Annotated in this window: 24 protein-coding genes; 19 read left to right on the forward strand and 5 right to left on the reverse strand. The window is 68.9% G+C overall.

All coding sequences use genetic code 11. The features are described from left to right. The first annotated feature begins 7 nt into the window (after window positions 1-7). The 10 genes from ACE37J_RS15405 to ACE37J_RS15450 all read left to right on the forward strand — a co-directional run bounded on the left by ACE37J_RS15405 (window position 8) and on the right by ACE37J_RS15450 (window position 9,186). A complete protein-coding gene (locus ACE37J_RS15405) occupies window positions 8-433 on the forward strand; it encodes an SRPBCC family protein (protein ID WP_409712495.1) in 426 nt (141 codons plus the stop codon). A 198-nt stretch (window positions 434-631) separates the two neighbouring features. After that, on the forward strand, window positions 632-1,672 hold the full coding sequence (locus ACE37J_RS15410) for a rod shape-determining protein (RefSeq protein WP_409712497.1): 1,041 nt from the start codon (window positions 632-634) through the stop codon (window positions 1,670-1,672). Window positions 1,673-1,708: 36 nt separating this feature from the next. Further along, window positions 1,709-2,659, forward strand: coding sequence for a rod shape-determining protein MreC (gene mreC, locus ACE37J_RS15415; protein WP_409712499.1), 951 nt, complete (start codon window positions 1,709-1,711; stop codon window positions 2,657-2,659). Window positions 2,660-2,664: 5 nt separating this feature from the next. Beyond that, entirely contained in the window at window positions 2,665-3,198 is a 534-nt protein-coding gene (locus ACE37J_RS15420; protein WP_409712501.1) for a hypothetical protein, read from the forward strand. Beyond that, on the forward strand, window positions 3,195-5,153 hold the full coding sequence (gene mrdA, locus ACE37J_RS15425) for a penicillin-binding protein 2 (protein WP_409712503.1): 1,959 nt from the start codon (window positions 3,195-3,197) through the stop codon (window positions 5,151-5,153). The genes ACE37J_RS15420 and mrdA overlap by 4 nt, the downstream gene beginning before the upstream one ends. Then, entirely contained in the window at window positions 5,150-6,295 is a 1,146-nt protein-coding gene (rodA, locus tag ACE37J_RS15430; protein WP_409712505.1) for a rod shape-determining protein RodA, read from the forward strand. The genes mrdA and rodA overlap by 4 nt, the downstream gene beginning before the upstream one ends. A gap of 4 nt (window positions 6,296-6,299) precedes the next feature. After that, on the forward strand, window positions 6,300-7,247 hold the full coding sequence (locus tag ACE37J_RS15435) for a 2-hydroxyacid dehydrogenase (protein WP_409712507.1): 948 nt from the start codon (window positions 6,300-6,302) through the stop codon (window positions 7,245-7,247). A 27-nt stretch (window positions 7,248-7,274) separates the two neighbouring features. Next, window positions 7,275-7,991, forward strand: coding sequence for a DUF502 domain-containing protein (locus tag ACE37J_RS15440; protein ID WP_409712509.1), 717 nt, complete (start codon window positions 7,275-7,277; stop codon window positions 7,989-7,991). A 109-nt stretch (window positions 7,992-8,100) separates the two neighbouring features. Then, on the forward strand, window positions 8,101-8,544 hold the full coding sequence (locus ACE37J_RS15445; RefSeq protein WP_409712511.1) for a methyltransferase family protein: 444 nt from the start codon (window positions 8,101-8,103) through the stop codon (window positions 8,542-8,544). Beyond that, window positions 8,545-9,186, forward strand: coding sequence for a hypothetical protein (locus tag ACE37J_RS15450; RefSeq protein WP_409712513.1), 642 nt, complete (start codon window positions 8,545-8,547; stop codon window positions 9,184-9,186). Here ACE37J_RS15450 and ACE37J_RS15455 read toward each other — a convergent pair. After that, a complete protein-coding gene (locus ACE37J_RS15455; protein WP_409712515.1) occupies window positions 9,135-10,874 on the reverse strand; it encodes an extracellular solute-binding protein in 1,740 nt (579 codons plus the stop codon). The two genes, ACE37J_RS15450 and ACE37J_RS15455, sit on opposite strands and share 52 nt — an antisense overlap. A gap of 280 nt (window positions 10,875-11,154) precedes the next feature. On the opposite strand from ACE37J_RS15455, the gene ACE37J_RS15460 reads away from it, so the two are divergent. Further along, window positions 11,155-11,949, forward strand: a complete 795-nt coding sequence (locus ACE37J_RS15460; RefSeq protein ID WP_409712517.1) for a 3-hydroxybutyrate dehydrogenase — start codon at window positions 11,155-11,157, stop codon at window positions 11,947-11,949. Window positions 11,950-11,954: 5 nt separating this feature from the next. Here the strand turns inward: ACE37J_RS15460 and ACE37J_RS15465 are convergent, their stop codons facing one another. Together ACE37J_RS15465 and ACE37J_RS15470 are read right to left on the reverse strand one after the other, a co-directional pair. Continuing rightward, the gene (locus tag ACE37J_RS15465) at window positions 11,955-12,254 is read right to left on the reverse strand and encodes a putative quinol monooxygenase (RefSeq protein WP_409712519.1); all 300 of its coding nucleotides are present in this window, start codon (window positions 12,252-12,254) and stop codon (window positions 11,955-11,957) included. After that, on the reverse strand, window positions 12,251-12,808 hold the full coding sequence (locus ACE37J_RS15470; RefSeq protein ID WP_409712521.1) for a gamma-glutamylcyclotransferase: 558 nt from the start codon (window positions 12,806-12,808) through the stop codon (window positions 12,251-12,253). The genes ACE37J_RS15465 and ACE37J_RS15470 overlap by 4 nt, the downstream gene beginning before the upstream one ends. Window positions 12,809-12,857: 49 nt before the next feature. Between ACE37J_RS15470 and ACE37J_RS15475 the strand changes: the two genes are divergently transcribed. Next, window positions 12,858-13,871 carry a DUF2125 domain-containing protein gene (locus ACE37J_RS15475; protein ID WP_409712523.1) on the forward strand — a complete coding sequence of 338 codons (1,014 nt, stop codon included), beginning with the start codon at window positions 12,858-12,860 and terminating at the stop codon, window positions 13,869-13,871. Between the two features lie 2 nt (window positions 13,872-13,873). On the opposite strand, the gene ACE37J_RS15480 is transcribed toward ACE37J_RS15475, so the two are convergent. Beyond that, the gene (locus tag ACE37J_RS15480; protein WP_409712525.1) at window positions 13,874-14,233 is read right to left on the reverse strand and encodes a hypothetical protein; all 360 of its coding nucleotides are present in this window, start codon (window positions 14,231-14,233) and stop codon (window positions 13,874-13,876) included. A gap of 75 nt (window positions 14,234-14,308) precedes the next feature. Continuing rightward, on the reverse strand, window positions 14,309-14,920 hold the full coding sequence (locus ACE37J_RS15485; protein WP_409712527.1) for a TetR family transcriptional regulator C-terminal domain-containing protein: 612 nt from the start codon (window positions 14,918-14,920) through the stop codon (window positions 14,309-14,311). Between the two features lie 85 nt (window positions 14,921-15,005). Here ACE37J_RS15485 and ACE37J_RS15490 point away from each other — a divergent pair, with 85 nt between their 5' ends. The 7 genes from ACE37J_RS15490 (at window position 15,006) to ACE37J_RS15520 (ending at window position 21,914) form a co-directional block, all read left to right on the forward strand. Next, entirely contained in the window at window positions 15,006-16,256 is a 1,251-nt protein-coding gene (locus ACE37J_RS15490) for a Zn-dependent hydrolase (RefSeq protein WP_409712529.1), read from the forward strand. 79 nt (window positions 16,257-16,335) lie between these two features. After that, the gene (locus ACE37J_RS15495; RefSeq protein WP_409712912.1) at window positions 16,336-16,605 is read left to right on the forward strand and encodes a GIY-YIG nuclease family protein; all 270 of its coding nucleotides are present in this window, start codon (window positions 16,336-16,338) and stop codon (window positions 16,603-16,605) included. 153 nt (window positions 16,606-16,758) lie between these two features. Then, on the forward strand, window positions 16,759-18,207 hold the full coding sequence (hydA, locus tag ACE37J_RS15500; protein WP_409712531.1) for a dihydropyrimidinase: 1,449 nt from the start codon (window positions 16,759-16,761) through the stop codon (window positions 18,205-18,207). Then, on the forward strand, window positions 18,207-18,986 hold the full coding sequence (locus ACE37J_RS15505; protein ID WP_409712533.1) for an ABC transporter ATP-binding protein: 780 nt from the start codon (window positions 18,207-18,209) through the stop codon (window positions 18,984-18,986). The genes hydA and ACE37J_RS15505 overlap by 1 nt, the downstream gene beginning before the upstream one ends. Before the next feature lie 228 nt (window positions 18,987-19,214). Beyond that, the gene (locus tag ACE37J_RS15510; protein ID WP_409712535.1) at window positions 19,215-20,072 is read left to right on the forward strand and encodes an ABC transporter permease; all 858 of its coding nucleotides are present in this window, start codon (window positions 19,215-19,217) and stop codon (window positions 20,070-20,072) included. 59 nt (window positions 20,073-20,131) lie between these two features. After that, window positions 20,132-20,902 carry an ABC transporter permease gene (locus ACE37J_RS15515; protein ID WP_409712914.1) on the forward strand — a complete coding sequence of 257 codons (771 nt, stop codon included), beginning with the start codon at window positions 20,132-20,134 and terminating at the stop codon, window positions 20,900-20,902. A 31-nt stretch (window positions 20,903-20,933) separates the two neighbouring features. After that, window positions 20,934-21,914, forward strand: a complete 981-nt coding sequence (locus ACE37J_RS15520; RefSeq protein ID WP_409712537.1) for an ABC transporter substrate-binding protein — start codon at window positions 20,934-20,936, stop codon at window positions 21,912-21,914. Window positions 21,915-21,933 lie beyond the last annotated feature (19 nt).

Below are 21,933 nucleotides of genomic sequence, written 5' to 3' on the forward strand. Positions count from 1 at the left end.
TGCACGGATGACCGACAGTTCCCATGACCGTGTGACCCGGATGATCCGCCTCGCGACCCCGCCGGAAACCGTTTGGCGCGAGATCGGCGATTTCGAGCATGCGGCGGGCTGGCATCCCGCGTTCGCCTCATCGGAAGCGACCGAAATCGAGGGAGAGCGCTATCGCCGGATCACGACGACGGAGGGCGAGCAGTATTTCGACCGTCTGATCGAGACCGGGCCGCTCCGCTACGCCTATGAGACGGTCGAGGGTCCGCTCGCCCTCTCCGATTTCCGAGCGATTCTCGCCTGCGTGGCGGAGAAAGACGGCGGCTGCCACGTCTACTGGTCGGCCCGGTTCGAGCCGCCGGAGGGGCAAGAGCGCCAGGCGGACGAACTCGTCGGCGCCCTGTTCGAGATCGGCCTCGCCGCACTGCCTGCGCGCTTCGCCTGAGGAGCCTTCAGCGCAATGGCGCGCTTGGTCAAACTCTGTTAACTCTCCTTGCGATACCGTGACGCGCCGGATGCGGACGCGCCGGATCGAAGGCGGGGTCGAGGGGCGGCGAGCGGCCCTTTCTCTCCCCTGGCATGCGTCCTATAAGCCGACCGACGAAACCGCTCCCCGAACCCGGGGGCCAAAAGGCGAGCAAGAATGTTCAACGGCCTCTTCGGCATGTTCTCTTCGGACATGGCCATCGACCTCGGCACCGCCAACACGCTCGTCTATGTGAAGGGCAAGGGGATCGTCCTCAACGAACCCTCGGTCGTCGCCTATCACATCAAGGACGGGAAGAAGGAGGTTCTCGCCGTCGGCGAGGATGCGAAGCTCATGCTCGGGCGCACGCCCGGCTCGATCCAGGCGATCCGCCCGATGCGCGACGGCGTGATCGCGGATTTCGACGTGGCCGAGGCGATGATCAAGCACTTCATCCGGAAGGTGCACCGCCGCGGCTTCTTCACCGCGCCGCAGGTCATCGTCTGCGTGCCCTATGGCGCGACGGCGGTCGAGGAGCGGGCGATCATGGAATCGGTGCTCTCCGCCGGCGCGCGGAAGGCCGCGCTGATTCCGGAACCCGTCGCCGCCGCCATCGGCGCAGGGATGCCCTTCGGCGAGCCGACCGGCTCGATGGTGGTCGACATCGGCGGTGGGACGACGGAAGTCGCCGTCCTCTCGCTCGGGGATATCGTCTACGCCCGCTCGATCCGCGTGGGCGGGGACAAGATGGACGACGCGATCATCTCCTATCTCCGTCGCCAGCAGAACCTCCTGATCGGCGAGGCCACGTCGGAGCGGATCAAGAAGGCCATCGGCACCGCCCGCACGCCCGATGACGGCCGCGGCAAGTCGATGGAGATTCGCGGGCGCGATCTCATCAACGGCGTCCCGAAGGAGATCGAGATCACCCAGGCGCAGATTGCTGACGCGCTTCAGGACCCTGTTCAGCAGATCGTCGAGGCCGTGATGGTCGCCCTCGAGGCGACCCCGCCCGACCTGGCGGCGGACATCGTAGACCGCGGCGTGATGCTCACCGGGGGCGGCGCGCTCCTCGGCGATCTCGACCGCGCGCTCAGGGAGCAGACGGGGCTCGCCGTCACCATCGCGGAGGAATGCCTCAACTGCGTCGCGCTCGGCACGGGCAAGGCGCTGGAGCATCGGGCCGCGCTGAGGCATGTTCTGAGGGACAGCGTCTGACGCCGGGCGCCGAAGCGCCCCGCGGGAGGGACAGGGATGGCCGCGCGGGAGCGGGAGGACATCGGAGCGGAATTCGGGCGGCTCCTTCGCCGCGGCCTGATCGTCGCGCTCATCCTCCTCTCGCTTGCGCTCCTCGTCCTGTGGCGGGCGGACAGCCCGCGGCTCGAACGCCTGCGCATGAACCTCGCGGACTGGGCCACGCCCTCGGTCGAGATGACGGCGGACCCGATCGGCGCGGTCTCCGACATGGCGGCGGACTTCCGGGATTTCACGCGCGTCCATGAGCGCAACCGGGAGCTTCGCGCGGAAATCCAGCGCCTCCGCGCCTGGCGGGAGACGGCCCAGCAGCTCGAACAGGAGAATGCGAAGCTCCGCGCGCTCAACAATCTCCGCCTCGGCTCGCGCACCGGCTTCGTCGCCGGCGAGGTGATCGCAGACAGCGGCAGCCCCTTCGCGCAATCGGCGCTTCTCAACATCGGGGCCGATGACGGGGTGATAGACGGCGCCGCGGCGGTGGACGGGGAGGGACTCGTGGGCCGCGTCGTCGGCGTCGGGCGGCGGGCCTCGCGCGTGCTCCTCCTCACCGACTTCAACAGCCGCGTTCCCGTGAAGGTCCTGCCCTCCGGGCGGCGGGCGATTCTTTCGGGCGAGAACTCGGATTCGCCCCGGCTAAGCTTTCTCGACGCGCTCGCCGGCGTCGCGCCCGGCGACCAGGTGGTGACGACGGGGGATGGCGGCGTCTTCCCGCCGGACCTGCCCGTGGGCCGCGTCGCCGTCGTCGGCGAATACGGCGCGCGGGTGCAGGTCGCGGCGGATTACGAGCGGCTCGAATTCGTGCGCATCCTTCTCTACCGCCCCTCGACGCGGATCGACACGCCGGGCGGGCTGATCGCCCCCCGTGAGAGCCCGGCGGAGCCGGGCGACGCGGAGGGCGCGGCGCCGGGCGCGCCGGATTCGCCCCTGCTCGGTCAGGCGGGGGCGGATTGATGGCGATGAGCGCGTCTCGCCCCGCCCGCCTCGCCGGCATGGCCGCGCTCGCCGCGCTCGGCTGGCTGGCGATCCTGATCGGCCTCGCGCCGATCGACGCGCGGGCCGCCGCCTGGCCGGCGCCCGATCTCCTCTTCGGCGTCGTCGCCTGTTTCGTCGTGCGCCGCCCGTCCTCCTCGCCCGCGGCGCTCATCCTCGCGCTGGGCCTTGTGCGGGACGTGCTGGGCGGCGGGCCGGCCGGGCTCGGCGCGCTCACGCTCTGGGCGGCGGCGGAATATCTCCGCTTTCATCGGGATCGCTTCATCCGCTCCCCGCTCGCCGAGGCGGGGGCTCTGGCGGCCTTCTCGCTGCTCCTCCCCTTCGCCCATCTCGTGGCGATGACGGCGCTTTTCGCGCCCTCGCCGCCGCTTTCCGTTCTGGCGCTCGGCGCGGTTTCGACCTTCGCGGCGGCGCTGGCGATCCGTGTGCTTCTCGTCCACCTCCTGCGGATCGGCGGCGAGTCGGTGGAGAATCACCGCCTGATCGGGCGCGCGCGATGAGCCGCTTCTCCTTCAGGAAGGACGCGTCGCGCCCCGGCGCCCCGCCCCGCATCAGCCGCCGCGGCGCCCTCCTCCTCGGCGCGCAGGCGGCGTTGATGGGCGCGCTTTTCTGGCGGCTGAAGGCGCTGCAGATCGATTCGGCGGACGAATACCTCCTGATGGCGGAGGAGAACCGGATCAACGTCCGCCTCCTGCCTCCGGCGCGCGGCGAGATCTTCGACCGGAAGGGCCGCCCCCTCGCGCTCAACCGGCAGAACTACCGCGTCGTGCTGGTGCGCGAGCAGGCGGGGGACGTGGAGGCAGTGCTGGACGAGCTGGCGCGTCTCATCGACATCCCGCCGCATCAGCGGAGCCGCGCCCTGCGCGAGATCCGCTCGAAGAGCGCCTTCGTCCCGGTCACCGTGGCCGAAAATCTGGATTGGGAGACCTTCGCCCGCGTCAACGCCAACGCCCCCGCCCTGCCCGGCGTGACCCCGGAAGTCGGCCTCAGCCGCCATTATCCGGAGGGGAGCAAGCTCGGCCATGTTCTCGGCTACGTCGCCCGCTTCGCCGAGGTCGACAAGGACCGGGAGGATGCGGACGACCCGCTCTTCCAGATACCCGATTTCCACATCGGCAAGAACGGCGTGGAGCGCGCGCTCGAGCCCATGCTGCGCGGCTCCGCGGGCGCAAGCCGGATCGAGGTCAACGCCGTCGGCCGCGTGATCCGGGAGATCGACCGCAGGCCCGGCGCGCCGGGCGCCGATATCGGCCTCACCATAGACCTCGACCTCCAGCGCTACGCTCTCGAACGGATGGAGGGGGAGAGCGCGGCGACCGTGGTGATGGAGATCGAGAGCGGGGACATACTCGCCCTCGCATCCACCCCCGGCTTCGACCCGAACAAGTTCGTGACCGGGATCAGCCAGGCCGAATGGAGCGCCCTTCTGGAGGACGAATACCGCCCCCTCGCGAACAAGGCCGTCTCCGGCCAGTATCCGCCGGGCTCCACCTTCAAGATGATCGTCGCGCTCGCCGCGCTCGAGGCCGGGGTCGCTGGCCCCGGCGAGTCGGTCTTCTGCAACGGCGGCTACAAGCTCGGGGACCGGATCTTCCATTGCTGGAAGCGAGGCGGCCACGGCCACGTGAACCTGAAGGAAGCGATCAAGTCCTCCTGCGACGTCTATTTTTACGAGATCGCCCGGCGCGTCGGCGTGGACCGGATCTCGGAAATGGCGGTGCGCTTCGGCCTTGGCCCCGCGCCGGCGCTGGAAATGACTGCGGTGCGCGACGGTCTCGCGCCGACGCGGGCGTGGAAGCTCGCCCGGCATGGCGAGAGCTGGCAGCTCGGCGACACGCTCAATGTCGGCATCGGGCAGGGTTACGTCCTCTCCAGCCCGCTCCAGCTGGCGGTGATGACGGCGCGGCTGGGGGGGGACGGGCGGATGGTCGCGCCGCGGCTCGTACGCACGGTGGGAGGCCGGCCCGCGCCGGCGCCGGAGCCCGCGCCGCTCGGCGTCTCCGCCGCGCATCTGCGGCTGGTGCGGGAGGGGATGTTCGCCGTCTCCTCCGAACCCGGCGGCACGGCCTGGCGCAGCCGCATCGCCGACGAGGCGATGCTGATGGCCGGAAAGACCGGCACGAGCCAGGTGCGCCGCATCACGATGGCGGAACGCGCCCGCGGCGTCACCCGCAACGAAGACCTGCCCTGGAACCGGCGGGACCATGCGCTCTTCGTCGCCTTCGCGCCCTGGGAGCAGCCACGCTACGCGATCGCGACGGTGGTGGAGCATGGCGGCGGCGGCTCCCGCGCCGCCGCGCCCATCGCGCGGGACATCATGATGCGCGCGCTCTATGGCGGGGAGCCGCCGCTCCGCGCCTATCCGCCCGAGGAGCGGCGCGAGATCGAGGAGCGGCGGGAACAGGAACGGCTCACGCCGGACGACGCGGCCGAGACGCCGCGGAACCGCGCGTGAGCCTCGCCCTCCGACCCGCGCGAAAGGGGGAGCGCCTGGGCCTCTGGGCGCGCATTCTGCGCCTCAACTGGGCGCTCCTGCTTCTCGTCGCCGCCATCGCCGCGGTGGGCTTCCTGATGCTCTTTTCCGTCGCCGGAGGCAGCCTCGAGCCATGGGCGCGGCCGCAGATGCTGCGCTTCGCCGTCGGCTTCGCCGGGCTCCTGATCGTCGCGATGATCGACATCCGGTTCTGGAAGGCCGTCTCCCCGCTCGTCTACGCCGGCGCGCTCGCGCTCGTCGCCGCGGTGGAGTTCGTGGGCGTGACGGGGATGGGCGCGCAGCGATGGATCGCGCTCGGGCCGCTCCGCTTCCAGCCTTCGGAGGTGATGAAGGTCGCGCTCGTCCTCGCGCTCGCGGCCTATTACGCCTGGTTGCCGGCGGAAAAGGTCTCCCGCCCCTTCTGGCTCTTGCCGCCCCTCCTCCTCATCCTCACGCCGATGGCGCTGGTGCTGACGCAGCCGGACCTTGGCACGGCGATCCTGCTCGCGGCGGGGGGCGTGGGCGTGATGTTCCTCGCCGGCGTCTCGCTCTGGTATTTCGCGGCGGGCGCCGCGGGCGCGGCCGGGCTCGTCTCGGTCGTCTTCGCCTCGCGGGGGACGGAATGGCAGCTCCTGAAGGATTATCAGTTCCGCCGGATCGAGACCTTTCTTGACCCCTCCCAGGATCCGCTCGGCGCCGGCTATCACATCACGCAATCGACCATCGCGCTCGGCTCCGGCGGCGTCTCCGGCCGCGGCTTCATGGAGGGGACGCAGAGCCGGCTCAACTTCCTCCCCGAGAAGCACACCGACTTCATCTTCACCACGCTGGCGGAGGAATTCGGCTTCATCGGCGCGGGGTCTCTCCTCGCGCTCTACGCGCTGGTGCTGATCTTCGGCTTCGCCTCCATGGCCTCGAACCGGGACCGGTTCGGCGCCCTGCTGACCGGGGGGCTTACGCTGACCTTCTTCTTCTATTTCGCCGTGAACGTGGGCATGGTGGTGGGGCTCATGCCGGTCGTGGGCGTGCCGCTTCCGCTCGTCTCCTATGGCGGTTCGGCGATGCTTGTGCTCCTCTTCGCCTTCGGCCTCATCCAGAGCGCGCATATCCATCGCAGGAGCTGACGTCTTGACGCATGTCCTCTTTTCCACCTCGCCCGAACAGGCGGCGGCCTGGGCGCCGCACCTGACGCGGATCGGGGCGGAACTCTCCATCCCCTTCACCCTGCATCTCGACGCGGCGGCGATCCCGCCGGAGAAGGTGGAGATGCTGGTGCTGAACCCGGTTCAAGGGATGAAGGACCTTGCGCCCTATGGCGGCGCCCGCGTGATCCAGAGCATCTGGGCAGGCGTGGAGAGTTTTCTCGGCAACCCGACCCTGCCCGTGGGGCCCGTCCTCTGCCGCATGGTGGAGCCGGGGCTGACCGAGGGCATGACCGATTACATCTGCGGCCATGTCCTCCGCCATCACCTCGACATCGACCGCCATATCCGCCAGAGCGCCGAGGGGCGGTGGGAGCCGAGCGTGCCGCCTCTCTCCCGCAACCGGAAGGTCGGCGTGCTCGGCCTCGGCGCGCTCGGGGCGGACGCCGCCGCCATGCTCGCCCGGCTCCGCTTCGACGTGGCGGGCTGGAGCCGGTCGCCGAAGGCGGTGGAGGGCGTGCTCTGCCTCCACGGCGAGGCGGGACTCAGGGAGATTCTCGCCCGCTCCGAAATCCTTGTCACGATCCTGCCCTCGACGGCTGAGACGCGGCATGTGCTGAACGCGGAGACGCTGGCGCTCCTCCCCCGCGGCGCCTGCATCGTCAATCCGGGCCGCGGGCCGCTGATCGACGATGACGCGCTCCTCGCCGCGCTCGCCTCCGGGCAGGTCCGCCATGCGACGCTCGACGTCTTCGTGACGGAGCCGCTTCCGGCGGAACATCTCTACTGGCGCCATCCCCGCGTCACAGTCACGCCCCACATCGCGGCGGAGACGCGGCCCGAGGATGCGGCGCACGTGGTTGTGGAGCAAATCGGGCGAATGATCCGCGGCGAACCGCTCCTCAACATTGTTAACCCGGCGCGCGGATACTAGATATTCCGCATCTGCGAAGGAGGCGAAATGGCCACGGGGCCCGACGGCAAACCGCGACTGATCGAGCGCCCCCCGAGGCGGAGCATCCTTCAGCGTCTGCGCGGCAATTTCCTCGCCGGGATCGTGCTGGTCGCGCCCGTGGGCCTCACCGTCTATCTTGCGTGGACGGTCATCACCTTCATCGACCAGTCGATCGTCCCGTGGGTCCCGGCGCGCTACAACCCGGGAACCTATCTCGGCTCGGACGTGCCGGGCTTCGGCGTCATCGTCTTCCTCGCCTTTACCGCGCTCATCGGCTGGCTGACGAAGAACTTCTTCGGCCGCCAGATCGTGCGCGCCGGGGAGGGGATGGTGGCGCGGATGCCGATCATCCGCTCCATCTACAACGCGCTGAAGCAGATTTCCGAAACGATCCTCAGCCAGTCCGCCACATCCTTCAAGCATGCCTGCCTGATCGAGTATCCGCGCAAGGATCTCTGGGCCATCGCCTTCGTCTCGACCGACACGAAGGGGGAGATCCCGGCGCGCGCCGGAACGCCGCAAATGGTGAGCGTCTTTCTGCCGACAACGCCGAACCCGACCTCCGGCTTCCTCCTCTTCGTGCCGAAGGCCGATGTCGTCTACCTCGACATGACCGTGGAGGAGGCGGCGAAGCTCGTCATCTCGGCCGGCCTCGTCTCCCCGCCCTCCACCGCCGAGGTAGAGGCCGGTTTCGCCGTGCGCCGACCGGAGCTGGTGGACTGATCCTGACACACCCGAAGGCTCGTCTCGTGCCGCCGCGGAAGCACCCTTGACGCTGCGTTAGAAGTAATAAAAGATATTTTTTATCTCGAATCAATTGATGGAGCCGTCGATGCCGCGCCTGCTTCCCCCGCTTCTGTTCGTCCTGCTGCTCGCCCCACTCGCCCTGCTCTGGTTGTACCATCCAGAGGGAATGCCGATGCGGGCCGACAGACCGATGCCTTGGGACGTCCCCCTGCCGCTCGGGCTGGCGGCTCTACTGATGGCCCGAATCCAGTTCGGCCGCGCCGGCGCAGAGATCAACACCTTTCGTGAGCCAAAAGGGCTGGTCACCGGCGGCCTTTTCCGCTTCACGCGCAACCCGATGTATCTTGGTTTTCTGCTGCTGCTCCTTGCGGCGGCGTTCTTTGTGAATCATTGGTGCGCTCTGCTTGCGCCGCTGGCCTTCTTCGTCGCAGCAAACCTGTGGTACATCCCTCATGAGGAGGCTGCGTTGCGGCGCGCTTTCGGAAAGACCTACGACGACTATGCCTGGCGCGTGAGGCGGTGGATCTGATTGGCCAGACCGAAGACCGACGCAAACGAGATCAGGAGCCGTATGATCGAGGAGGCGGAACGGCTCCTGATCGAGTCGTCCGGGCGGCGGCTCGTTCTCTCTGACGTTGCGGCCCGCACGGGGCTCTCGCAATCCTATGCTCACCGGTTCTTTCCGACCAAGGCGGACCTGATCCGCGCCCTTGCATCGCGTTGGTTCGAGGCGGTGGAAGCGGAGTGCGAGCGCATCGCTCGGTCCGAGGCCCCGGCGCAGGAGCGACTGCGCACCATGATCCTTGCGACCCTGAGAATGAAACGGGCGCGGTTCGACCATGACCCGGCGCTGTTTCTGGCCTATCTCGAACTCGCGCGAGACCATATGGACCTCGTCCGCGCCCATGCTGCGGACCTGAGCGCGCACCTGTCCGCCGTTCTCTCTGAGATCGTTCCCGCCCACGCGGTTCCCGCTGCAACCGCGCTTGTCGAGGATGCGACGCTACTGTTTCGCACGCCCGCGACAATCGCGGCGCATCGCGACAGGGCGACGGACGAACGCGCGCACGCCGTGATCGATGCGCTGCTGCCGCGGCTGGCGGCGATGTGCGGCGCGCCCTACCCCTCCCGCCACCAGACTTCAGGCAGGAACCCGATCCAGTCGCCATAGAGCGGCGTCCGCTCCGGAAAGCGCAGCCCCGCATCATGCGCGATCCGGCTCGTCCGCGCATGCCAGAACGGCGCGACGAGGCGGAGCGACGTGAGCGCCCGGTCGAGCGCGCGGACCGCCGCCTCGAAGCCCTCCCGGTCCTCCGCCGCGTCGAGCGCGTCGAGCGCGGCCTCCACCGCGGGGTTGGCGACGCCCATGTAGTTGCGCGTGCCCGGCGTCTCCACGCCCGCCTCCCCCCAATAGAAGCGCTGCTCGACGCCGGGCGAGAGCGAGAGCGCCCATTCGTTCACCATCACGTCGAAATCGTAGTCGTTCCGCCGCGCCTGATACTGCGCCGAGTCGACGAGCCGGATGCGCGCCTCGATCCCGAGCCGCTTCAGCGCCTCCGCCCAGGCGCCCGAGACCTGTTCGTCCGCCGACCGGCCGAGGAGGATCTCGAAGGCGAAGGGCCGGCCCGACGCATCCTTCAGCACGCCCCCCTCCGCCCGCCAGCCCGCCGCCGCCAGCAATTCCGCAGCGCGGCGGAGATTCTCCCGGTTCCGCCCGTCCCCGCGGGAGACGGGCTGCGAAACGGCGCCGTCGAGCGCGCCCTCGGGCAGCGCGCCGGCATACGGGGCGAGGATCGCCCGCTCCCGCCCCTCCGCCGCGCCGGAATGCGCGAGCGGCGAGCCGCCGAAATAGCTTTCGATCCGTTCATAGGCGCCCGAAAGCATCGTCCGCCGGATCCACTCGAAGTCGAGCGCCAGCGTCAGCGCCTCGCGCACGCGGATATCCGCAAGAAGGTCGCGCCGCGTGTTGAAGACGAAACCGCGCATCCCCGAAGGCCGCCCGTGGGGGACTTCCGATTGGACGATCCGCCCGTCGCGCGCCGCGGGGAAATCGTATCCCGTCTCCCACCGCGCCGGGTCGTCATCCTTGTAGACGTCGATCGCCCCGGCCTTGAACGCCTCCCAGACCGCGTTGGAATCGCGGAAATACTCGACGATCACCTCGTCGAAATTATGCTGCCCGCGCATCAGCGGCAGCGCCCGCGCCCAGTGGTCCGGGTCGCGGCGGAAGGCGATGCGGCGGCCGGGCTCGAAGGCGCCGACGGTATAGGGGCCGGAGCCGAGCGGCGGCGCGAAGCTCGTCTCCGCGAAATCCCCGCTCAGCCCCGCCCGCGAAAAGACCGGCATGAGCGCGAGGATCAGCGGCGCCTCCCGCTCCGGCCGCTCGAAATGGAACCGGAGCGCCCGCTCCCCCGTCCGTTCCCAGCGCGCCACATTGGCCCAGATCGAGCGGAAATTCGGCCGCCCCTTCGTTCCCAGCGTCTCGAAGGAAGAGATGACGTCCTCCGCCTCCACCGGGGAGCCGTCGGAAAACCGCGCCTCCGGGTTCAGCGCGAACTCGACCCAGGCGCCCCCCGGCCCGATCTCCCAGCTTTCGGCGAGCAGCGGATAGAGCGTGAAGGGCTCGTCCCAGTTCCGGCCCATCATCGATTCGTAGAGCCGCCCGCGGAGAAGCCAGGGCGCCGTCCCCTTCACGATGAAGGGGTTCAGGCTGTCGAAGCCGCCGACCTCCCCGAAGCGAATCGCGCCCCCTTTCGGCGCCTCCGGATTCGCATGGGGGAGATGCGCGAATCCGGGCGCCAGCGCCGGTTCGCCGTGCATCGCAAGCCCGCCCTCCCCCGCGGCGGAAGGTGAATCCATCACGAAAGGAACGGCGCATAGCGCCAGAATCCATAAGGATTTTCGGAATTTGCAACCCATACGCGAAGCCATCGTCCCGCGATTTTCACGCTTGCCAAAGCGGCCCCGATGACGCATCTTCACCTCACTGCTCGATAGGTTTCTTGCCTGTATGAAACCTGCCTCAATGCACTGACGCCCTCGCTTGCGGGGGCGTTTTTTTTTGGCCTGCCCTCCGAATTGCGCTTCGCGCCGCCGCCGCTATGGTGCGCCGCGACAGAGACCAGCTTCAAGGCCCGACATGACCGACCGCCCGCTTTCCGGCAAGATCGCCCTCGTCACAGGATCGAATTCCGGCATCGGGCTCGGCATCGCCCGCGGCCTCGCCGCACGGGGCGCGGCGGTCGCGCTCAACTCCTTCACCGACCGTAAGGAGGATCACGACCTCGCCGCCTCCATCGCGGCGGAGACGGGATCGGACGTCCGCTACATCCCGGCCGACATGAGCGACGGCGCGGATTGCCGGCGCTATGTGGAGGCCGCTGCGCAGGCGTTCGGCGGCGTCGACATCCTCGTGAACAACGCCGGCATCCAGCATGTCTCCCCGATCCCGGACTTTCCCGTGGCGATGTGGGACCGGATCATCGCGATCAACCTCAACTCCGCCTTCCACACGACCGCCATCGCCCTGCCGATGATGCGGGAGAAGGGCTGGGGCCGGATCGTCAACATCGCCTCCGCCCACGGCCTCACCGCCTCGCCCTTCAAGTCGGCCTATGTCGCGGCGAAACACGGGATCGTAGGGCTGACGAAAGTGACGGCGCTGGAGGCGGCCGGCCAGCACATCACCTGCAACGCCATCTGCCCCGGCTATGTGCTCACGCCGCTCGTGGAGGCCCAGATCCCGGCGACCATGAAGGAATACGGGAAGGACCGGGAGACGGTGATCCGCGACGTGATGCTCGCCCGCCAGCCTTCCAAGGAATTCGCGACGGTTGAGCAGATCGGCGGCACCGTCGCCTTCCTCTGCTCGGAGGATGCGGCGCAGGTGACGGGAACGACGATCTCGGTGGACGGGGGCTGGACCGCGCTCTGATCCGCTCAGAGCGGCGTCACGTCCGTCGCCTTCATCTTCACCAGCCGCCGCTCCAGCACGCGGAGCTTGCCCGTCTTCTCGCGGAAAACCTTCATGTGCGGCGTGTCGAAATGCGCGGCGAGCGCCGCCTCGTCCCGCCACTCCTCGTAGATGCGGAACCGGCGCGGGTTCACGATGTCGGAATAGAAACGGTAGATGATGCAGCCGTCCTCCTTCGCCGTCTCCTCCATCATCTTGAGCGCGGCGGCCATGGCCGGCCATGCGTCCTCCGGGTGGAACTCGATCTCTCCGGTCACGACGATCATCCGGTCTGCCCCTCCTCAAGCGCGGAGACGAGGCGGCTCAGCCGTTCGATCTCCTCGTCCACGACGCCGAGCGCGGCGAGATGCGCCGCGGTCTCCTTCAGGTAATCGAGATTCGTCCCCGCCGGCCCCGCCGCGCGGGCGATGACCTCGGCCTGCCGCTCCGGCGTGAGCCCGCCGCGATATTGCGCGTGCGAGCGGTCCATCACATAGGCGAGCGCCCGCGCCTCCCGCCCGTCCTCGATCCGGATCGGGAGGACGCGTTCGAGATAGGAATAGGTCACGAGCTCCCGCGCGCGGAGATAGTCGTGCGTCTCCGCCCGGCTCTCCGCCGGCACCCGATAGGCGACGCCCTCGCAAGCCGCGCCCGGCGCCTCGTCGAGCGCGAGGACGAGGCCGGGATAATCCGGCGTCCCCCGATAGGTGATCGAATCGAGGCAGAAGCGCCGCACATAGCCCGGAAGCCGCGCCCGCGCGCGCTCCGCAAAGGCGAAACCCGGCTTCCACATCAGGGAGCCGTATGCGAAGACCCAGAGATCGGCGGCTTCGTCGGTCATCGTCCGCTTCTAACGCGCGCCAATCCGGGCCGCCAGTCGGAGAACGCACATGCGGAAACTGAAGCTGCTCGCCGGGCTGATCGTCACCGTGATGGTGGCGGCGGGGGTGTGGTGGCTCATCGCCGCGCGGGCGCAGGAAGCGGCGCTGGCCTCGTGGCTGGATACGCGCCGCGCCGCCGGCTGGCAGGCGGAGGCGGAGATTTCCGTCCGCGGCTTCCCCTCCCGGCTCGACCTCACTCTGACCGAGCCCGCGCTGGCGGACCCGGGTTCGGGCTGGGCCTGGTCCGCCCCCATCCTCGAGATCGCGCAGGTGATCTACGAGCCGACCTTCTTCGTCATCTCCTGGCCGCCGGAGCAGCTCCTCGCCGCGCCCGGCGCGCGCGCCACGCTCCGGACGGACGGGATGCGCGCCAGCCTCAAGACGAGGACGGCGAGCGCCCTCCCGCTCGAACGCGCCTCGCTCGATATCGGACGCGCCGCGCTGGCGGCGGAGGCGGGCTGGACGGCGGGCGTGGAACGGCTGACCGTCCATCTCCGCGCCGCGCCCGACGCGGGGCCGGACAACGCCTATGAGTTCCGCGCCGACGCGCTCCGGCTCCGCCTCCCCGACTACATGCGGGAGATCCTCGATCCCGCCGGCGCCCTCCCCCCGGCGATGGAGGCCGCGGTCTTCGAGGGGCGCGCCGCGCTCGACCGCCCGCTCGACCGCTTCGCGATCGACGCGGGCCCGCCGCAGCTCGCGCAGCTCTCGCTGCGGGAGGCGCGGGCCGAATGGGGCGCGCTCCGCCTCTCGGTCACCGGCGCGATGAAGGCGGATGCGGCGGGCTTCGCCGAGGGCGAATTCGACGTGAGCGCCGAGAACTGGCGAGAGATGCTGGACGCCGGGGTCGCCGCCGGCGTCCTCGCCCCCGCCTTTGCGGAGACGCTGAAGGCCGGGCTCGGCTTCGTCGCCCGGCTTTCGGGCGCGGAGGACAGGCTGGACGTCACGCTCGTCTTCGAGGGAGGCCGCGCAAGGATCGGCCCCGTCCCCCTCGGCCCCGCGCCGCGCCTCCTCTCGCGCTGACCTCAGGCGCCCGAGCGCAGCGCCGCCGCCCGTCGCGGGCCGAGGATCATCGCCGCCGCATCATCGTCAAGCCGGATGGCGAGGGTGAGGAGATAGGCGGCGAGGAAGCTGATCCCTCCGAACACGGCCAGCACGGCAAGCGCGAGGCCCGCCGGCGAGAACTCGTTCCGCCACGCCGTCCAGAACCCGGAGAGGAGCAGCATCAGGAAGAAATCGAAGTTGAACTGCCCCTGCCAGCTCATCGCGAAGATCTCTCCGAAGAAGAGCGGCAGGATGTTCACCCCGTAGGCCAGCGCCACCGGCGCCGTGTAGATCACGATGGCGGCGAAGAGGAGGCCGAGGAAGAGGCGAAGCGGCGTCATGGTGTCCTCTCGATGGTCGATCCGCGCCCCGGCTATCGGGCCCCGCCCCGCGCGCCAATTACCCGCGAGGTAAAGTCAGCGCGGCCTCAATCCGTTGAGGAAGAGCCGGCGCAGGAAGGCCGCGCCGTCATGGAACCGCCCCTCCCCGTCGTCGCCCAGCACGGCGCGCACCTGAACGTCGTAGTCGGCGTAGTGCTGCGTCGTCGCCCAGATCGCGAAGATGAGGTGATAGGGGTCCACCTTCGCGATCTTGCCGGCGGCGGACCAGGCGCGGATCACCTGCGCCTTTTCCCGCACCAGCGCGCGAAGGTCGCCTTCCAGCACGTCGATCATGTTCGGCGCGCCGCGCAGCATCTCGTTGGCGAAGAGGCGGGATTCGGCGGGGAAATCCCGCGCCATCTCGATCTTCCGGTCGAGATAGGCGGCGATCTCCTGCACCGGGTCCCCCGCCTCGTCGAGCGCGCGGAGCGGCGCGAGCCAGTCCTCCAGCAGCCGCTCCAGCACCTCGCGATAGATCGCGTCCTTCGTCGGGAAATAATAGAGCAGGTTGGGCTTCGACATGCCCGCCCGCTCCGCGATCGCATCCACCGTCGCCCCGCGGAAACCCTCCGCGCTGAAAATGTCGAGCGCGGCGGCCGCGATGCGCGCCCGGTTCTCGGCCTGGATTCTGGTTCTCGGCGCGTTCATGCGGCGGCCCCGGCGCGGGGCTTGACCGCCCCAAGATTATGGCTAGCGTCGATTTTACCGGATGGTCAAGACAAAGGGGGAGCCGATGCCCGCGCCCGGAGAGAACCTCAGGATCAACCCGGACCGTCTCTGGGATTCGCTCATGGACATGGCGAAGATCGGCCCCGGAATCGCCGGCGGCAACAACCGCCAGACCCTGACGGACGAGGACGCGGAGGGCCGCCGCCTCTTTCAGCGCTGGTGCGAAGACGCCGGCCTCACGATGGGCGTGGACGAGCTGGGGGACATGTTCATGCGCCGCGAGGGCGCGGAGCCGGACCTTCCCCCGGTCTATGTCGGCTCCCATCTCGATACGCAGCCGACGGGCGGGAAATATGACGGCGTCCTCGGCGTCCTCGGCGCGCTCGAACTCGTCCGCACCCTCAACGACCTCGGCGTGAAGACGCGCCACCCCATCGTCATCGTGAACTGGACGAACGAGGAGGGCACGCGCTTCGCCCCCGCCATGATGGCCTCCGGCGTCTATGCCGGCGTGATCGACCGGGATTACGCCTATGGCCGCACGGATGCGAAGGGCCTTCGGTTCGGAGACGAACTGGCCCGCATCGGCTGGAAGGGCGCGGAGCCCGCCGGCGCGCGGAAGATGCGCGCCTTCTTCGAACTCCATATCGAGCAGGGCCCGATCCTGGAGGCCGAGGGCAAGGATATCGGCATCGTCACCCACGGCCAGGGCCTCTGGTGGCTCCAGGTCACGCTGACGGGGCGGGATGCGCATACCGGCTCCACCCCGATGGCGATGCGCGTCAACGCCGGGCTCGGCATGGCCCGCGTCACCGAACTCGTCCACACCATCGCCATGTCGGAGCAGCCGGACGCGGTGGGCGCCGTCGGCCATGTCGAAGTCTATCCGAACTCCCGCAACGTCATTCCGGGCAAGACCGTCTTCACAGTCGACTTCCGCTCCCCCGAGCTTGCGAAGCTCGAACGGATGAAGGCCCGGCTGGAGGCCGAGGCGCCGAAGATCGCCGCCGAACTCGGCCTCGGGATCGAGATCGAGCCCGTGGGCCATTTCGACCCGGTGACCTTCGACGAAGGCTGCGTCACGGCGCTACGCGGCGCCGCCGATCGGCTCGGCTACTCCCACCGCAACATCGTCTCCGGCGCCGGGCATGACGCCTGCTGGATCAACCGCATCGCCCCGACCGCGATGGTCATGTGCCCCTGCGTCGGCGGCCTCTCCCACAACGAGGCGGAGGAGATCACGAAGGACTGGGCGGCCGCGGGCGCGGACGTGCTGCTCCACGCGGTGGTGGAGACGGCGGAGATCGTGGGGTGAGGGAAACATGCGGTTCCCCGGCCCCGGACCTGATCCGGGGCCCTGACGAAGGAGGCGCGCCATCCCCTTCTTCACCTACATCCTCGCCTCCCGCCCCGGCGGCGCGCTCAATACCGGCTGCGCCAACGACCTCCGCCGCCGCGTCGAACAGCACCGCGCCGGAGCGGTCGAGGCGCATACCAGCAAATACGGCATCCATACCCTCGTCTGGTTCGAGGTCCACGAGACCCTTAACGAGGCGCTGCAGCGCGAACGGCAAATCAAGCGCTGGCGAAGGGCGTGGAAGGGCACGCTCATCGCGGAGCACAACCCGCACTGGCGCGACCTCTGCGATCAAGTTCCCCTCTGAAGCCGCCAAGGCCCCGGACTTGATCCGGGGCCTCGACGAGCGGAGCGCAACGCGGCAAAGGCTAGCTCGCAACGCCCGTGGCCGCCGCTCCGCCCAATCCATCGAGGTCCCGGATCAGGTCCGGGACCTGTCGCCACAGGACAGGACCTCGCCATGACCATCATCAAGAACGGAACCATCGTCACCGCCGACCTCACCTACAAGGCGGACGTGCGGATAGAGGGCGGGAAGATCACGGAGATCGGCCCGAACCTCTCCGGCGCCCCCGCGCTGGACGCGACCGGCTGCTACGTCATGCCCGGCGGCATAGACCCGCACACCCATCTCGAAATGCCCTTCATGGGCACCTACAGCGCCGACGACTTCGAATCCGGCACCCGCGCCGCCCTCTCAGGCGGCACCACGATGGTGGTGGATTTCGCCCTCCCCGCCCCGGACCAGCCGCTGACGGACGCGCTCGCCATGTGGTCCAACAAGGCGGTGAAGGCGAATTGCGACTATTCCTTCCACATGGCGATCACCTGGTGGGGGGAGCGCGTCTTCGACGACATGCCGAAGGTCACCGCGGCGGGCATCAACACCTTCAAGCATTTCATGGCCTACAAGGGCGCGCTGATGGTGAATGACGACGAGCTCTTCGCCTCCTTCCGCCGCTGCGCGGAGATCGGCGCCCTCCCCCTCGTGCACGCCGAGAACGGGGATGTTGTGGCCGAGCTTCAGGCGAAGCTGATGGCCGAAGGCAACAACGGCCCCGAGGCGCATTCCTATTCCCGCCCCGCCGAGGTGGAGGGGGAGGCGACGAACCGCGCGATCATGATCGCGGACATGGCGGGCGTGCCGCTCTATGTCGTCCACACCTCCTCCGAGGACGCGCACGAGGCGATCCGCCGGGCGCGGCAGAACGGGCGGCGCGTCTATGGCGAGCCGCTGATCCAGCATCTCGTGCTCGATGACAGCGAATACGCCCACCCGGACTGGGACCATGCGGCGCGCCGCGTCATGTCGCCCCCGTTCAGGAACAAGAAGCATCAGGACTCGCTCTGGGCCGGCCTCGCCGCCGGCTCGCTCCAAGTCGTAGCGACGGACCATTGCGCCTTCACCACCGAGCAGAAGCGCTATGGCGTCGGCGATTTCACCAAGATCCCGAACGGCACCGGCGGGCTGGAGGACAGGATGCCCGTGCTCTGGACGCGCGGCGTCGCCACCGGGCGGCTGACGATGAACGAATTCGTCGCCGTCACCTCCACCAACATCGCGAAGATCCTCAACTGCTATCCCCGAAAAGGCGCGGTGATGGTCGGCGCGGACGCCGACCTCGTGGTGTGGGACCCGGCGCGGGAGAAGACGATCAGCGCGGCGAGCCAGCAGAGCGCCATCGACTACAACGTGTTCGAGGGGATCACGGTGAAGGGCCTCCCCCGCTTCACCCTCACCCGCGGTCATGTCGCCGCGACGGAAGGCGCGATGAGCGTGAAGCCCGGAACGGGCGAGTTCGTCGCGCGGGAGCCCTACACCGCGGTCAACAAGGCCCTCTCGACCTGGAAGGCGCTCACCGCGCCGCGGAAGGTGGAGCGGTCGGGCATCCCCGCGAGCGGGGTCTGATGGGCCCAGCCGTCTCCGCCTCCGGCCTCAACCTCGTCTTCGAGACGAACGACGGGCCGGTCCATGCGCTCTCCAACGTCGATCTCGACGTGGCGAAGGGGGATTTCGTTTCCTTCATCGGGCCTTCGGGCTGCGGGAAGACGACCTTCCTGCGCGTGATCGCGGACCTTGAGCAACCGACCGGCGGCTCCATAACGGTGAACGGCGTGAGCCCGGAGGCGGCGCGGAAGGCGCGGGCCTATGGATACGTCTTTCAGGCCGCCTCGCTCTATCCGTGGCGGACCATCGGCGGGAACATCCGCCTGCCGCTGGAGATCATCGGCATGGGCCGGGCGGAGCAGGACGAGCGGGTGAAGCGCGTCCTTTCGCTGGTGGACCTTTCGCAGTTCGAGCGGAGATACCCGTGGCAGCTTTCGGGCGGCATGCAGCAGCGCGCCAGCATCGCGCGGGCGCTGGCCTATGACGCCGACCTCCTGCTGATGGACGAGCCCTTCGGCGCGCTGGACGAGATCGTGCGCGACCATCTGAACGAGCAGCTCCTCGCCCTCTGGGCGCGGACGGAGAAGACGATCTGCTTCGTCACCCATTCGATCCCCGAGGCGGTCTATCTTTCCACCCGCATCGTGGTGATGAGCCCGCGCCCCGGCCGGATCATCGACGTGATCGAAAGCCCCCTGCCCCGCGAACGGCCGCTCGACATCCGCGAGACGCCCGAGTTTCTGGCGGTGGCGGCGCGGGTGCGGGAGGGGCTCCGGGCGGGGCACAGTTATGAGGATTGAGGGGGGAAAGGCGCAGGGCGCGGCGGATTTCCATGGAAATCAGGGTTGGAAGCTTGATTCTAAAGGATTTCTGGAAATTTCGAAATTTTTCGGGCGACGTTCGCCCGGCCCCGGACTTGATCCGGGGCCCCGTTGGGTGAAGCGCGGCGCTCATGCCTGCGAGGCCCCGGATCAGGTCCGGGGCCAGGAGGGCGCCCGGGGCCGGGAAGACGGTCGAGGGATCGCCCGATGACCCGCCTCCTCCCCGTCCTCACCATCCTCATCGCCCTTCTCGCCGCCTGGTATGGCGGCGCCGTCCTCCTCAACGCGCAATGGGAGCGGGATCAGGCGGAGCGGGCGGGGGTGGAGATCACCTTCGCGGAGATCGTGCCGAAGACCATGGCGCAGGATCGGCCGATGCTCCCGGCCCCGCATCAGGTGGCGGCGGAGCTCTGGAAGACGGTGGTGGAGACCAGCCCGACCTCGAAGCGCTCGCTCGTCTGGCATGGCTGGATCACGCTTTCCTCCACCCTCCTCGGCTTCGCCTTCGGCACGATCCTCGGCGTCGCCCTCGCCGTCGCCATCACGGCGAGCCGGACGACCGGCCTTTCCGTCATGCCCTGGATCATCGCGAGCCAGACGATCCCGATCCTCGCCATCGCGCCGATGATGATCGTGGTGCTGAACGCCGCCGGCATATCGGGCATCGCGGCCAAGGCGATGATCTCGATGTATCTCAGCTTCTTCCCCGTCGCCGTCGGCATGGTGAAGGGGCTCCGCGCGGCGGATGCGATGCAGGTGGACCTGATGCGCACCTACAGCGCCAGCACCTTCCAGACCTACCTCAAGCTCCGCCTCCCCGCCTCCGTGCCCTATCTCTTCGCCTCGATGAAGGTTGGCGTCGCCGCCTCGCTCGTCGGGGCCATCGTGGCGGAGATGACGCTTTCGCAGGGCGGCGGCATCGGCGCGCGGCTCCTCAACGGCTCCTATTACGGGCAGACGATGATGATCTGGGCCGCGCTGATCGCCGCCGCGGTGATGGCCGGCGCGCTGGTGCCGGCGATCGGGCTCGTGGAGCGGCTCGCGCTCCGGGGGCGGCGGGCGTGAGCGGGTGGGTCCTCCTCGCGCTCGCGCTCTGGCTCGGGGCCTGGGGAGCGAATGTCTGGCTGACGCGCCGGACGAAGGCCGCGCGCTGGCTCGCGCCGCTCATCTTCGGCGCGACGCTCCTTGCGCTCTGGGAGGCCGTGGTGCGGGGCTTCGGCATATCGCCCGTCCTCCTCCCCCCGCCCTCCGCCATCGCCGTGCGCTTCGCGGGCTCCACGCCGATCCTCTGGGCGGATTTCGTGCAGACCTTCCGCGGCGTGATCGCGGGCTATGTGATCGGCTGCGGCGCCGGCGTGCTGACCGCCCTCGCGATAGACCGCTCGCCCTTCCTGAAGGCCGGGCTCCTCCCCGTCGGCAACCTCGCCGCCGCGCTCCCCATCGTCGGGATCGCGCCGATCATGGTGATGTGGTTCGGGTTCGACTGGCAGTCGAAGGCCGCCGTCGTCGCCATCATGTGCTTCTTCCCGATGCTGGTGAACACCGTCGCCGGCCTCTCCGCATCCGAGGCGATGCAGCGGGACCTGATGCGCACCTACGCCGCCTCCTACGGCCAGACGCTCCTGCGCCTGCGGCTGCCCGCCGCGGCGCCCTTTCTCTTCAACGGCCTCAAGATCTGCACCACGCTCGCGCTCATCGGCGCGATCGTGGCGGAATTCTTCGGCACGCCCATCGTCGGCATGGGCTTCCGCATCTCCACCGAGGTCGGGCGGATGAATGTGGACATGGTCTGGGCCGAGATCACGGTGGCGGCGCTTGCGGGCTCCGCCTTCTATGGCATTGTGGCGGCCATCGAACGCGCCGTCACGTTCTGGCACCCGTCTCAAAGGGGATAGGCGGGCGCGTTTCAAAAACAGGAGAGGCGAAATGAAAAAACTGATGCTGACGGCCGTCGCGGCGATCTTCGCCGCCGGCGCCGCACATGCGGCGGACAAGGTGACGCTCCAGCTGAAATGGGTCACGCAGGCCCAGTTCGCGGGCTATTACGTCGCCAAGGACAAGGGCTTCTACGAGGAGGAGGGGCTCGATGTGGAGATCCTCCCCGGCGGGCCGGACATCGCGCCGCCGCAGGTGATCGCGGGCGGCGGGGCCGATGTGATCGTCGAATGGATGCCCGCCGCCCTCGCCGCGCGGGAGAAGGGCCTGCCGCTGGTGAACATCGCGCAGCCCTTCACCTCCTCGGGCATGATGCTGACCTGCCGGAAGGACACCGGCATCACCTCGCCCGCCGACTTCAAGGGCAAGACGCTCGGCGTCTGGTTCTTCGGCAACGAGTTCCCCTTCCTCTCCTGGATGGCGCAGCTCGGCCTGCCGACCGAAGGCGGGGATGACGGGGTGACGGTGCTGAAGCAGGGTTTCAACGTCGACCCGATCCTGAACAAGCAGGCCGACTGCGTCTCGACCATGACCTATAACGAGTACTGGCAGATCATCGACGCCGGCATCAGCCCGGACGACCTGATCGTCTTCAAGTACGAGGAGCAGGGCGTCGCGACGCTGGAGGACGGGCTCTATGTTCTGGAGCAGAACCTCGCGGACCCGGCCTTCGAGGACAAGATGGTGCGCTTCGTCCGCGCCTCGATGAAGGGCTGGAAATACGCCGAGGCGAACCCCGACGAGGCGGCCGGGATCGTGCTGGAGAATGACGCGACCGGCGCGCAGACCGAAGAGCACCAGAAGCGGATGATGGGCGAGGTGGCGAAGCTCACCGCCGGCTCCACCGGCGCGCTCGACCCGGCGGCCTATGAGCGGACGGTGAAGAGCCTCCTCTCCGGCGGCTCGGACCCGGTGATCTCGAAGGCCCCGGAAGGCGCCTGGACGCACGCGATCTCCGACAAGGCGCTCTGAGGGGAGGGCGGCGGTCCGA

This window comes from Pikeienuella sp., from assembly GCF_046290545.1.
Classification (GTDB): domain Bacteria; phylum Pseudomonadota; class Alphaproteobacteria; order Rhodobacterales; family Rhodobacteraceae; genus Pikeienuella.

Excerpts from the sequence above, each read along its gene's own strand:
- ACE37J_RS15420 (WP_409712501.1), top strand. The coding sequence starts at position 2,665 with ATGAGCGCGTCTCGCCCCGCCCGCCTCGCCGGCATGGCCGCGCTCGCC.
- hydA (WP_409712531.1), top strand. The coding sequence starts at position 16,759 with ATGACCATCATCAAGAACGGAACCATCGTCACCGCCGACCTCACCTAC.
- ACE37J_RS15455 (WP_409712515.1), bottom strand. The coding sequence starts at position 10,874 with ATGGATTCACCTTCCGCCGCGGGGGAGGGCGGGCTTGCGATGCACGGC.
- ACE37J_RS15440 (WP_409712509.1), top strand. The coding sequence starts at position 7,275 with ATGGCCACGGGGCCCGACGGCAAACCGCGACTGATCGAGCGCCCCCCG.
- ACE37J_RS15485 (WP_409712527.1), bottom strand. The coding sequence starts at position 14,920 with ATGAACGCGCCGAGAACCAGAATCCAGGCCGAGAACCGGGCGCGCATC.
- mreC (WP_409712499.1), top strand. The coding sequence starts at position 1,709 with ATGGCCGCGCGGGAGCGGGAGGACATCGGAGCGGAATTCGGGCGGCTC.
- mrdA (WP_409712503.1), top strand. The coding sequence starts at position 3,195 with ATGAGCCGCTTCTCCTTCAGGAAGGACGCGTCGCGCCCCGGCGCCCCG.
- ACE37J_RS15475 (WP_409712523.1), top strand. The coding sequence starts at position 12,858 with ATGCGGAAACTGAAGCTGCTCGCCGGGCTGATCGTCACCGTGATGGTG.
- ACE37J_RS15505 (WP_409712533.1), top strand. The coding sequence starts at position 18,207 with ATGGGCCCAGCCGTCTCCGCCTCCGGCCTCAACCTCGTCTTCGAGACG.
- ACE37J_RS15470 (WP_409712521.1), bottom strand. The coding sequence starts at position 12,808 with ATGACCGACGAAGCCGCCGATCTCTGGGTCTTCGCATACGGCTCCCTG.
- ACE37J_RS15460 (WP_409712517.1), top strand. The coding sequence starts at position 11,155 with ATGACCGACCGCCCGCTTTCCGGCAAGATCGCCCTCGTCACAGGATCG.
- ACE37J_RS15445 (WP_409712511.1), top strand. The coding sequence starts at position 8,101 with ATGCCGCGCCTGCTTCCCCCGCTTCTGTTCGTCCTGCTGCTCGCCCCA.
- ACE37J_RS15510 (WP_409712535.1), top strand. The coding sequence starts at position 19,215 with ATGACCCGCCTCCTCCCCGTCCTCACCATCCTCATCGCCCTTCTCGCC.
- ACE37J_RS15465 (WP_409712519.1), bottom strand. The coding sequence starts at position 12,254 with ATGATCGTCGTGACCGGAGAGATCGAGTTCCACCCGGAGGACGCATGG.
- ACE37J_RS15520 (WP_409712537.1), top strand. The coding sequence starts at position 20,934 with ATGAAAAAACTGATGCTGACGGCCGTCGCGGCGATCTTCGCCGCCGGC.
- ACE37J_RS15490 (WP_409712529.1), top strand. The coding sequence starts at position 15,006 with ATGCCCGCGCCCGGAGAGAACCTCAGGATCAACCCGGACCGTCTCTGG.
- ACE37J_RS15480 (WP_409712525.1), bottom strand. The coding sequence starts at position 14,233 with ATGACGCCGCTTCGCCTCTTCCTCGGCCTCCTCTTCGCCGCCATCGTG.
- ACE37J_RS15405 (WP_409712495.1), top strand. The coding sequence starts at position 8 with ATGACCGACAGTTCCCATGACCGTGTGACCCGGATGATCCGCCTCGCG.
- ACE37J_RS15410 (WP_409712497.1), top strand. The coding sequence starts at position 632 with ATGTTCAACGGCCTCTTCGGCATGTTCTCTTCGGACATGGCCATCGAC.